The sequence below is a fragment of the Telluria sp. RB2R28 genome, from assembly GCF_059685835.1.
On the sequence record NZ_JCASIK010000004.1, the window covers coordinates 229,680 to 241,666 of the forward strand.

The window sequence follows — 11,987 nt, forward strand, 5'->3', positions numbered from 1 at the left end:
TAATAAAACGCTAACTATTGCAACTGTTGAAACACTTCTTGGTTCAATTGCGTGCGTGGAGTATTAGTTAGCGGGGCATGGATTTGTGCCTGCAGGATGATGAAGGTAACAAAACTTTATTCTTAACCACCGTAAAGTTAGTCGTTGTGACATCGAAAGCGCCTGTGCCAACCAAGAAACCCGAAACCAACGTGGCTGCCACGACCACGAGAACGTCCGCCGCCAAGGCCGACAACGCGCAAGACAAGGCCGAGGTGCGTACGGCGACCTCGGCGCCTGTCAACCAGACGACCGATGCGGCCACGCTTGCCGCCATCGATACGTCGGGCTACGTCTTGCCATCTGTCAAAGTGCCGGGCCGGCGCGGTCGCAAGCCAAAAGAATTTACCCCTGAAAACGACGAGATCGCCGCGCTGAACGCGGTCGAGCGTGCCGAGCTCAAGGCTGCGGACAAGGCCAAGGCCAAGGACCGCAAGGCCAAAGAGAAGGCGCTGCTCAAGGATGCATTCTCGTCCGATACCGAGGCCAGCGAAGAAGAACTCGAGCTGCGCCGCAGCAAGCTCAAGGCCCTGATCAAGTCGGGCAAGGAGCGCGGCTTCCTCACGTACGCCGAGATCAACGACCACCTGCCCGAGAACATTGTCGATCCGGAAGCGATCGAAGGCATCATCGGCACGTTCAACGACATGGGCATCGCGGTCTACGAGCACGCGCCCGATGCCGAAACGCTGCTGCTGTCCGACAACGTCCCCAACGCCACCAGCGACGATGAAGCCGAAGCGGCTGCCGAAGCTGCGCTGTCAACGGTCGACTCCGATTTTGGCCGCACTACCGATCCGGTCCGCATGTACATGCGCGAAATGGGCTCGGTCGAGCTGCTCACGCGCGAAGGCGAAATCGAGATCGCCAAGCGCATCGAAGACGGCCTGAAGGACATGATCCAGGCCATCTCGGCCTGCCCGGTGACGATCGCCGAGATCATCGGCACCGCCGCCAAGATCGACAGCGACGAAATCAAGATCGACGAAATCGTCGACGGCCTGGTCGACCAGGAAGGCGAAGACAACACGCCGCAGGTCGCCGCGCCTGTCGCCAGCGAGTCTGACGACGACGAGGACGAAGAAGAAGACGCCGAAGGCGAAGAGGAAGAAGAAGAGGCGCCAAGCAACTCGGGCGCCGCCGGCTACTCGGCCGAACAGCTCGAAGCGCTGAAAGTCACGGCCTTGGCCAAGTTCGCCGAGATCGCCCAGCAATTCGACAAGATGCGCAAGGCGTTCGAAAAGGACGGCTACAACTCGAAAGCCTACGTCAAGGCGCAGGACGCGATCTCGAACGAGCTGCTGGGCATCCGTTTCACGGCCAAGGTCGTGGAAAAACTGTGCGACACGCTGCGCGGCCAGGTCGACGAAGTGCGCCACATCGAGAAGCAGATCCTCGACGTGGCCGTAAACCGCTGCGGCATGCCGCGCGCCCACTTCATCAAGGTCTTCCCGGGCAACGAAACCAATCTGGAATGGGTGGATGGCGAAGTCAATGCCGGCCACGCCTACAGCGCGATCCTGGGCCGCAACATCCCGACGATCAAGGAACTCCAGCAACGCCTGATCGACCTGCAAGCGCGCGTCGTGCTGCCGCTGCCGGACCTGCGCAATATCAATCGCCAGATGGCGGCCGGTGAAATGAAGGCGCGCAAGGCAAAGCGTGAAATGACCGAGGCCAACCTGCGCCTGGTGATTTCAATCGCCAAGAAGTACACGAACCGCGGCCTGCAATTCCTCGACCTAATCCAGGAAGGCAATATCGGCCTGATGAAGGCGGTGGACAAGTTCGAGTATCGCCGCGGCTACAAGTTCTCGACGTACGCAACGTGGTGGATCCGCCAGGCGATCACCCGTTCGATCGCCGACCAGGCGCGCACGATCCGTATTCCGGTGCACATGATCGAAACGATCAACAAGATGAACCGGATCTCGCGCCAGATCCTGCAAGAGACCGGCGCCGAGCCCGACCCGGCCACGCTCGCAATCAAGATGGAAATGCCGGAAGATAAAATCCGCAAGATCATGAAAATCGCGAAAGAGCCGATTTCCATGGAAACGCCGATCGGTGACGACGACGATTCGCATCTGGGCGATTTTATCGAAGACAACAACACGCTGGCACCATCGGACGCTGCGCTGCACGCCTCGATGCGCGGCGTAGTCAAGGATGTGCTCGACTCGCTGACGCCACGCGAAGCCAAGGTGCTGCGCATGCGCTTCGGCATCGAGATGTCGACCGACCACACGCTGGAAGAGGTCGGCAAGCAGTTCGACGTCACCCGCGAGCGGATTCGCCAGATCGAAGCGAAGGCGCTGCGCAAACTGCGTCACCCATCGCGCTCGGACAAGCTCAAGAGCTTCCTCGAGAACAACAGCTGATTGTTGATGCGGGCTTGACGCGCCTGTACTAAAGGCAATATGCTCTCGCCACTTCGCTCATCATCTTCATTGATGGGCAGGTGGCGAGTTGCTTGCCACTATCCCAGTTTCTGGGCCTCTAGCTCATGCTTGGTTAGAGCAGCGGACTCATAATCCGTTGGTGCCGTGTTCGACTCACGGGAGGCCTACCAAAATTTCCTTGAAAAATCAGGGGCTTATGCGATTCTCCTTGCGGCCCCTGATTCCTTTATTGTGTAACGTTCTGAGCTGTGTAACGGCTGTGTAAGTAAATCTCTTCAACTACGTGGCTCGCGACCCGACGATTCGTCTGGTCGGCGATGCTCCGCAGGGCCATCCGCTGCTGCCTACTGGCGTTGGCCGACACTTACCACAATCTTTAAACATCTAGCGGACGGTTTCCGTGAGCCCAACGTCTTGTCAGCCATGGCATAACACAAATTCGCCAAGTCGACGAAGCTCTGTGCGCGGCCTTCTGGCGTCGCTTCCCGAAGCGCTGTGCCTACAAGCTCTACTAGACGCTCGTCGTCTAGACCGTCTCTTGGAGCTTGGACCCCTAAATCGCGCAACCAGTCATCGAAAACGTCGTCGCTCATGTCGTTCAAAATTAGTGGCATAGATACCCTTGTTGAAGTAAATTGTGGTTTGATTGTAGATCGGCAATCTTCTGGCGCAAGTCGTCCTGATATTGCACGAGGCGTACATAGAACGCTACGAAGAGCTCTGCACGACGAAGGATCAGTTGAGGAAGCTGAACAACGCGTAGAAGAAAACTGAAAAGGCCATCCGATAAGCAGAACGCGAAGCTGGAAAACGACAAGACGCTAAATCGCGTGGTGCTGGAGCTGCGCGCTTAAAAACCAACAATCAGGGGCAAAAAGTGGCAGAAATTACGCGTAGACGAACAGGCGAGGTCGCGCCGTATGTCACCGAGGGCGCCACGAAGCTGGGGCTGGAAATCAACCTGATTGGCCTGGCGCAGGAGGATCGCGCTCGCTTCCTAGACCCGGAGGTGCTAGCCCGGGACGTCGACGAGGGTATCGCCGCAGCGCGCGAGTGCTGACAGTTCGCAGCAACGCTCGAGGAGGTCGCAAGCCGGGTGCGGGAGAAGGTGGATAGAGACCGATCCCTGCGGTAGTGCTCAACTACGTGGCGCGACGCGAGGATGCATAACGAGTCGAGACAACGACCGACTAAACTAAGTCGCCACCGAGTTCTAGGTAGCTTTGGTAAACACTGGTAAATCTGAGTGGCCTGGTGGTTAACGAGTATCGGACCTTGTCGAGCACCAGGCCGTCTGCTTATCTTAGGCTTGGAGCCACCGCTTGATGGACGACGACGACGCGTCTATCTCCTCGGGAACAGAATCACTCCGACCAATCGCCGCGGTAGGAGCAAGATCACTGCGCATCAGCAGGGGCGCTGGGACGTCGTGATGCTCGAAGGTGCTTCCAGCGTTGACGGTGCGATCTACTTCGAGTTGATTGGCAACGCCCACGATCGTTTCTGAATGCGTCGTCCGAGACCTCAGCCAAGTCGAGATCGCCTGAATCTGGTGTTCGACATCACCAGCCGGATGGCCTGTCTCCGCGATATATCGTTCAAGTGCAAGACGTACAAGCTTCCCTCGCTCGCGCACCGGCGTCATCGCCAGTAGCGTGTGAACGTCCGGCGCCTCCTGAAAAGTCAGGCTGATCCGAACCGTGATCTCGGTGCCGATTTTTGGCGGCTTTTCCATTTGTCCTGCCATGGAATGTTCCGGGATCACGACTGAAGCAGGGACAGCAAGCCGAGGCGGCAGAAGCCTTCCGCCACCATCATCCGCGGTTCATCGGTGGAAACAGCATTGGGGTACCGTTGTTTCAGCCTGTCGAGGAGCAGTTCGGCGCCGCCGCCCCCAACGATGATCCCGTCCAATACTGCAGCCTTCTGGCCAAACACCCGGTTGGCCTCATCCATCACTACCGCTTCAAAGCCAGCTTTTGCTTGCCGCAGCAGATGCGACACATCGACCCGCTCCCCGAAGTGCTTGATGCCGCCGCTGCGCACTGCCGCCTCCACCACGTCGAGGGACGTCGGCAGCTTGGCCTGCGCCAGCGCGCTGGACATGCCGTCATAGACCAAGTGCATTCCCGCGCAAGATACGGCCGCGTACTCCATCATTGCACCCTGATCAGACAGGGCGAAGTCAGTGGTGTAATGGCCGATCTCGATTACGCCCCAGGCTTCGTTGTCGAGGTCTCGCTGCGAATGCGGGCTACCGTTACTTTGGATCGAGAGCCACTGCAGCGGTGCGTCCGCCTGGCTCTGGACCATCACTCTAAGCGTCTGGCCCGGCAGGAGCCGCGGCATGAGCAAGTCTGCGATGCGCTTGCGAAGCGTGTCGCGCTGCGGCCCGACGAATTTCGCCGGCAAGCCCATCACCAGATGAACCCGGGCGGACGGATTGCCGAACGCCTGCATGGCCTTGCGCCAGGCCCCCAGTACCAGCGCGTCGTGCTGGGGGCTCTCGATCCAGTCCGCGTTTTGCCCTGTATAGACTTCGGAGCGGCCCTGCCGCAGCGCGGTCTCGCCGAAGAAGTATCGACAGCCGTCCAACTCGACAGTCTCGAGCTCGGCTTTTTGTCGGGTTTGCTCGTTCGTCAGCGCGATTGCGGGCATTACGACGGTCGGGATCTGGAAAGAGAACCGCTTGTCGGGCGAGGCCAGCGAGGCCGCGCGTATTTTGAACATTGAATGGCCGCCGTCAATTGCGATCGAGAGGTTTTCCACTGATGACTCCAGGTATGGGTAAAGATTTAAAAGTAACGGGGAAGTCGGCGTGCGCAAGTCAGGTCTGGCTTTGCGACACCGAGCTGCAATCGGAACCTGAATTCCTTCCGTGTCGGAAAATCGGTTTCAAAATTGCGCCGTCACTACCTATCAGTACTCGCGGAAATCAAGAAGACGCGTCGGGTGCCGGCTATCCCTTGACACGATAGTTTCCCGTGAGATACAGTAAGCATCGTCGGTCTCCGGCAATGCCTCAATTCCCAACAGTTGTTCTGTCTCATGAGAGAGAACAGCTTTTACAAAGCCAGCTTTTTGGCACAGTCTCGCTATTGCTCTCGATAGCGGACACCCATCTACAATCAAAAAATCAGCTCTTGCCTGGCTGAAGTCTCGTCGCGGGTCTTCACAGATAGGTACAGAGTGATCCCGAAAGCGTGTCGCCATCGGTGTTCTAGCGAAATGGCAGGGAAAACTCGATCACAGATCGAATTCCCTAGCCCAGCCGTTAGCGCCTTCGGTACGCCTCTTTCCATCTCCACAGCCGCTCGTCATTCCGAGCGCGCCACATCCAATCTCAACTGCAACCATCGTGATCGGGTTAGTTACCCCTTAGGCCGCATGTGCTTCCCAGCACGGCACCTATGACCATCACGCCAGCTCCCACTGGTCTCTCCACAACGTAGAGGCGCGCATCCTCAAGGCCCGGACTAGCTCCGGGAATGTGCAGTGAGAACCGCTTTAACGTTCAATTCTCTTCCTCGGAAGAGAGACCGATTACCGCGAGGGTTCGGCGCATCAGTGGTTGGCAGTAAGGCCCACTGACGCGAAACCGGTTTATTTAAGACAGGAGCCTTACCCCCGCCAGCTCAGCATGTCGCGCTTCCGCCTTTGGCGATAAGAGGTATCGATATTTTTTGTGAGGGACACATGTGGCAGAACAAAGTGATTGAAACCTTGAAGTCGACCGGTAAGTTTCGGGTCAACGGCAAAGCGGCATCTGAACGGACTCAGACCCTGACAAAAGATGTTGTGTTTGCAGCGTTTAGGCAGTGGCATGGGCTGGGTTACAAGATTCAGGATCCTAAGAACCTCGGGGAACGGCATATCGAAGTGCTCGTAAAGCATTGGTGGTACTGCCAGCACAAAAAGCCCAAGACCATCCAGAACGATCTGTCGCGGCTGCGCGTGTTCTGCGCAATGCTCGGCAAGCCCGGCATGGTCGGCTCTATTCAGAAATATTTACCGGATGTGGACCCAGAACTGCTGAAGGTACGTTCTGCTGCACAAACCACGAAGTCTTGGTCCGGGAACGGAATTGATTTGGTAGCGAAGTTTCGCGAGGTCGATGAGCGCGAACAGCGCCTCGGCCTGATGTTGCGTCTCGAACTGGGCTTCGGATTGCGGCGCGAAGAGGTCCTGAAATGCAATCCGCACGCGCAGGACTTTGGCCATTACCTGCAGGTCTTCCCGGGTATGGGGAAGGGCGGCCGTTGGCGGAACATTCCTATCGCGTCCACCGCTCAGCGCGAGCTCCTGAATTACGTCAAAGCTCGCGTACCAAAGAACAAACCCCTTGGATGGGAACACACCCGGGCAGGCGAGGCGGCCAGCCTGGAGCAGAACATTCGCCGTTACGAGAATCTGATGGCCTCGTTTGGCTTCACCAAAGCCGACGCTGGCGTGACCGGACACGGGTTGCGCGCGCAGTTTGCGGAGAACCATGCGCTCGTGCTGGGAATGATGCCTCCCACGATGGGCGGCGACGCAGGGCAATTGGATGGTGGCGAAGTTGGTGTCGTGAAGGTGAAGGTGGCGCAAGCGTTAGGACATAACCGCCCGTCCATCACTAGCGCTTACATCGGCTCGTTCAAGACTAGTGGGCGCGACAACGCGGACGATAAGGCTCTTGAGACGATTCAGAAAGCGCTGCGGATTTTCGCGATGGTCGGATTGCCCGATGTCCCCGTCGAGCGGGTGAACGACTGCCGATTAATTCAGAACACGATGAGCGCCCTTGGCCTAGCCTTGTCGGAAGACCAGATTCACATCCTGTGGGCGAAGAACGCTCATCGCAACGGCGTGGAATGGATGACTCCGGGGCGCGAAATTCCGCTTGCGCTGCACGCCTCGGCTGAGGCCCTGTTAAACGATTTTTTGTTGTAAACCAGAGGAGAAGTAGATTGGACCGTAATAAAACCGCGACTCTCGACGAAGCTGCCTTCGTTCTGTTTAAAAACCAATGTCCCTTTGTGCGAACCCATTCGTATCCTTTTTCATGGGGAATGTTGAGCGAATCTATCACCGAAGGAGTGAAGGAGGAGACGGGGCTGCAGTGTGTAGATTTTGAGTTTGCAGCGCCGGATGCGTCACTGGCGTTCCCAAGCCGCTGGCACCTCGTGGACCTGTTCACTCGGGCTTACTATTGCCATCCCCTTCGGCATCCCATATTTGCCCCTACCGCTGATGGGATCGTTTTCAATATGTCAGTCATTTGCTTCAGAGCGAAGGGCGAGCACGCGATCAATGCTCTCAGGGCTTGGCTTGTCGACGTTTATATACCCTTGATTTGGCCCGACCTGCTGCGCGAAGCGATGAAGATTGTCACAGAGACAAAGGCTAGTTGTCCGAGCACACAACCGTTCGAAGAGCTCCTTGCGACCCCGTGTTACTTGGGCGGAGGGGACCCGAAGTCGTTCTCATTCTACAAAGAGCCTGGCAAATGAGATAAGTACATGGATATTCGGCCTGCTCACATTAATGCTGATGACTATGTGCGCAGGCTGACACTCTCGAAGTGGCATAAATGCGCTTACCAGTGTCATTGGGTGCCTATGGCTGCGAGCCTTGGACAGCTATGCCATCGACTCCGTTCCTTAGCGATGACGCGGCCCGCCCTTCGAGAGCAGTTGCCGCCACCTGTACTGCAGCGCCAAGGCGACCAATAGAAGATGCCCGTGCGAGATCTCGATCGGTCGTCGGGGTAGCGAGAGCGCTTTGGTTCGCTGCAAACGCGATCAGCCTGTCGCCCATTGACTTGGCAACGCTGTCTGCGGCCGCCATCGCGATAATAGTGCGCTTACCATCCCTTCCAAACGCGACTGAGACAATATCTGCTACCCAAACACGCAGCGTCGCGCCTTCCACTCGCGTTAATGTCGAGTCCGACTGAACGTGCCCGCGGAATCTATTGCCGGCGCTGATCCGCGACGTGTGGAAGACGCCCGCGGTCTCGATCCAAACAAGACGCGACCTGAACTCGATTCGCGACCACAACAGGTGCCCGATCCGGAAGCTCAGTGCCGCCACCATTCCATGGGCCATGACAACCAGGAAGGATCGACTAATCTCCGTGGCTGACATATTCGCGAACTGTTCAGTAGTTCGGACCGCAGTCCATCCACAACAAGCTGTCATCGCTACTCCCCAGGCGCCAAGGAGCAGAAGCATGCGGGCATAGGGCACGTGGACTGCTTCAGTCCAGCTCGAAAGCTGCGACGAGTTCATTGGGGCCGGCTGCGTCTCCTCCAGAATGAGCCCACTGAATGAACCGCGTTCACCTCGGGAGACATCCGGTGGCACGTTCGCATACGCGCGGTTCGGAATGGCGCGTTCCCACGCGCTTTGGAAATCACGGCTGATCGCGGCCCACAGCTGCCCCGGTGGACAATTCATGGCGATCGTCGTCTGTTCGCATGACACGTCCGTGCTGCGTGCGCTGCCGAGATGGCAGAGAGTGGCCGCGAAGAACAGGCCGGAACTGATCATCGAACCGCCCAGCAGCAGGGCCGACGGTATCCACATTGGGGCAATCGACATGTGCGGCGTGACGCGTGGGAGCAGGACGGGGGGTGTGACTTTCCGAAATAGATGCGACGTTTCGGAAATTACTGCCACTGCCGGACATGGCGTAGCGAAGACCACCGCTTCTTGCTGAGTTACACTAGCAGCGACGAAATTCCGCTTTCGGTCCAGGCTGTGTAAAAACTTAGAAGCAGGCCTTCGCGGTGGAACGATAGCCGCCGATGAGTATGGTGCGGCGCTTTAGAGTATTCAGGGAGCAGTGCCGGTTTTTGGAGATACTGACCAGATCAGCACGGCGCCCGCTCCAAACACGCGCTGCAGGTCCAATAAAAAGGCATACGCCCTCATTGCTTCCGTCATGCCAGCGACCCCAAGCAGCGACATCAACCGTTTGACGTTATAGGCGAGCACGTGCAGGCTCATTTCGGTCTTCACGCGTTCCAGTCCTTTTGTCATGAAGTGCGTTGCCCCCATCCAGGACTTGATGGTCCCGAATGGATGCTCGACTGAGCAACCCCGGATCCGCATGGCATCCGGTCTCCGTTCAAGCTGCTCCTGCATGTCGTCAAGCACGTCCTGGTGCTCCCAGCGCGTCACGCGTCGCTGCTGGCAAGGCGTGCACCTATCTTTGAGCGGGCAAGTCTTGCAATTCGAGCTCCAATAGCGGTTGAGGGTCATGCCTTTTTCAACCCCGGCAAAACGCCAGATCAGTGCCTGACCCGCCGGACAACGGTACTCGTTCTTCTCCCGGTCATAGACGAAGTCTGCCTTGTCGAATCTGCCGTCGGCCTTCGCGTTGGATGTCTTGGTAGCCGGCACCAGCACGGCAATGCCGGCTTGCTTGCACGCCAAAATTTCCTCGCCCATGAAGTAGCCGCGATCAGCGATTGCTGTCAGCGACTCTGTACCGATTGCGGTGCGAGCCTTCTTTGCCATTCCCGACAGCTGATCGCGGTCGTTGCCGATGTTGGTTACCTCGTGTTCGACGATCAAATGGTGCTTGGCGTCGACTGCGGTTTGCACGTTGTAGCCGACGATGCCTGAGCCCCGCGTCATCATGGAACGGGCATCTGGATCGGTCAGCGAGATCTGCGTTTCGCCAGTCGCCTTCAGCTTCGCTTCAATTTCTTTAAGCGCGGCCATCTGCAATTTCATCGCTGAGATCTTGTCGTTCAGTCGGGCGCTGCGCGCTTGCTTTACTGCCGGCTCGTGCTTGTCAGCCGTGTCCAGTTCCGCCAAATAGCGGCCGATATTGGCCTCGATTTCTTCCATCCGGCGCTTGAGCTTGGCTTGGGTAAAGTTGCGGTCGCTGCTGTTGACTGCCTTGAACTTGCTGCCGTCGATCGCCACAACCGCGTCCGAGAACAGGTCCAGTTGCTGGCACAGCACGACAAACTGCCGGCACACATTGCGGATCGCTTTGCCATTATCTTTGCGGAAGTTCGCGATCGTCTTGAAGTCCGGCGCCAAGCGTTGCGTCAACCACATCAGCTCGACATTACGCTGCGCTTCGCGCTCGAGCCGACGGCTTGATTGGATGCGGTTGAGGTAGCCATAAATGTAAAGCTTGAGAAGAACGGCGGGATGGTAAGCCGGCCGGCCCGTCTTTGCTGGTTGCACCCGCGTGAAGCCCAGGAGGGCAAGGTCAAGTTCGTCCACGAATACATCGACCACCCGCACTGGATTATCTTCGGCCACGTAGTCGTCCAAGAGTTCGGGCAACAGCGTGCCTTGGCCACGATCCTCTCCTTCGATAAAGCGCTTCATTTAGCATCCGTCTTGATGAGATACTGGCTTAACGTTTACCGAGTGGCGTCCGTTTACACGACGCTACGTTTTTACACAGCCTGGGCCAAAACCGGACGTTGCGCATCCTACATAGAGTCAAGTTAACGGGGCGGTATGACTATGCCAACGTAAGACTTGCCATTCTGCTAGCACTGTACGACAATCATTTAACCTTCTAGCATCGAAAGAATAGCCAAAATGATTACTTCTCAAGAATGGGCGGATGATTGCGCGAAAGTTACCCTTGAAATGGGTCAACATGTAGCGAATTTTGCAACTGCTTTGAGTATGAGCGAAGAGCATGGTTCTGGGGTAGCTTGGGGGTCGGGTACGTATATAGCGGGGAGAAGTATGACTTGGATTCTTACCGCAAAGCATGTGGTCGACACATTGCCCGTTGGAGGGCGCCTTGCTCATCTTCCTTGGGATGGGGCCGAATATAATGGGGCGTTCGGGCAAGCTATTATGACTTCATCCGAAATTGATGCCGCAGCCTTACCGATTTATCCAGATGAACGCTTTCTTCCGCCACCTGATCGAATCCTAGATAACTCTGCAATTGCGAAAAGCTACTCCCCAGTCGACGAGGAGCTGTTATTTTGGTATGGTTTCCCTGGATACAGAGTAGAGCGAAACGATCCTAGATTGAAAGATAAACTTATTACCTCACTTGGACAGCATATTGTAATTCGAGGCCACCCTATGCTTTCCCAAGCTATCGATTCAAATGCAAAAATCGCCGCATTAAATTTTGATCCCGCAATACATGTTGCAGTTCATTATCCGGCGACGGCCACGCGAGCTAAAGATGGTGTACAGGTTGCTCTTCCAAACGCAGCTGGGATGAGTGGCAGTGCCCTATGGGATACCAAGTTCATGAAATGCAAATTGGCGGGTAAACCTTGGGACCCGAAGATGGCCCAAGTTTGCGGCGTGGTTTGGGCCCTATTCGACAACCCCGAAGTGGTATTCGTGTCAAAAATTGAACATGTTCTGGCAGGATTGCCAGACTTACTCTAGATGTCCGTCCGCTTTGGGTCGGAACCGGCCGGTCGTGACAATCCGGGGGACTTTTCCGCCCAGCAAGCTGCTATCGTGCTCCGACAGGCCGGATTCGGCCAAAAGCAGACTTTTAAAAATTCAAAAAAATGAAAAAATTGATTGTGATATCTCTTGTGTTTGTGAGCT

At 56.6% G+C, this 11,987-nt stretch carries 8 protein-coding genes, 1 tRNA gene and 1 pseudogene; 6 read left to right on the plus strand and 4 right to left on the minus strand.

From position 1 onward, the window contains the following. Positions 1–164: 164 nt before the first annotated feature. From rpoD to AC56LV_RS16770, 3 genes are all read left to right on the plus strand, one after another. The gene (rpoD, locus tag AC56LV_RS16760) at positions 165–2,420 is read left to right on the plus strand and encodes an RNA polymerase sigma factor RpoD (RefSeq protein ID WP_499503696.1); all 2,256 of its coding nucleotides are present in this window, start codon (positions 165–167) and stop codon (positions 2,418–2,420) included. A gap of 112 nt (positions 2,421–2,532) precedes the next feature. Then, positions 2,533–2,611: transfer RNA gene (locus tag AC56LV_RS16765), tRNA-Ile, on the plus strand. A gap of 707 nt (positions 2,612–3,318) precedes the next feature. Beyond that, on the plus strand, positions 3,319–3,501 hold the full coding sequence (locus AC56LV_RS16770) for a hypothetical protein (protein ID WP_499559248.1): 183 nt from the start codon (positions 3,319–3,321) through the stop codon (positions 3,499–3,501). 243 nt (positions 3,502–3,744) lie between these two features. On the opposite strand, the gene AC56LV_RS16775 is transcribed toward AC56LV_RS16770, so the two are convergent. Both AC56LV_RS16775 and AC56LV_RS16780 read right to left on the minus strand, forming a co-directional pair. Further along, positions 3,745–4,188 (minus strand): hypothetical protein, encoded by a 444-nt coding sequence (locus tag AC56LV_RS16775; RefSeq protein ID WP_499559250.1) that lies wholly within the window; start codon positions 4,186–4,188, stop codon positions 3,745–3,747. A 14-nt stretch (positions 4,189–4,202) separates the two neighbouring features. After that, positions 4,203–5,210 carry a ParM/StbA family protein gene (locus AC56LV_RS16780; protein ID WP_499559252.1) on the minus strand — a complete coding sequence of 336 codons (1,008 nt, stop codon included), beginning with the start codon at positions 5,208–5,210 and terminating at the stop codon, positions 4,203–4,205. A gap of 927 nt (positions 5,211–6,137) precedes the next feature. On the opposite strand from AC56LV_RS16780, the gene AC56LV_RS16785 reads away from it, so the two are divergent. Both AC56LV_RS16785 and AC56LV_RS16790 read left to right on the plus strand, forming a co-directional pair. Further along, positions 6,138–7,373, plus strand: a complete 1,236-nt coding sequence (locus tag AC56LV_RS16785; protein WP_499559254.1) for a phage integrase N-terminal domain-containing protein — start codon at positions 6,138–6,140, stop codon at positions 7,371–7,373. Between the two features lie 17 nt (positions 7,374–7,390). After that, positions 7,391–7,933, plus strand: coding sequence for a hypothetical protein (locus AC56LV_RS16790; protein ID WP_499559256.1), 543 nt, complete (start codon positions 7,391–7,393; stop codon positions 7,931–7,933). A gap of 106 nt (positions 7,934–8,039) precedes the next feature. Here the strand turns inward: AC56LV_RS16790 and AC56LV_RS16795 are convergent, their stop codons facing one another. Both AC56LV_RS16795 and AC56LV_RS16800 read right to left on the minus strand, forming a co-directional pair. Further along, positions 8,040–9,026, minus strand: coding sequence for a hypothetical protein (locus AC56LV_RS16795; protein WP_499559258.1), 987 nt, complete (start codon positions 9,024–9,026; stop codon positions 8,040–8,042). A gap of 324 nt (positions 9,027–9,350) precedes the next feature. Further along, a pseudogene (locus AC56LV_RS16800) lies at positions 9,351–10,778 on the minus strand (IS1182 family transposase); the annotation flags it as partial. Positions 10,779–10,997: 219 nt separating this feature from the next. On the opposite strand from AC56LV_RS16800, the gene AC56LV_RS16805 reads away from it, so the two are divergent. Further along, a complete protein-coding gene (locus AC56LV_RS16805) occupies positions 10,998–11,819 on the plus strand; it encodes a S1 family serine peptidase (protein ID WP_499559260.1) in 822 nt (273 codons plus the stop codon). Positions 11,820–11,987 lie beyond the last annotated feature (168 nt).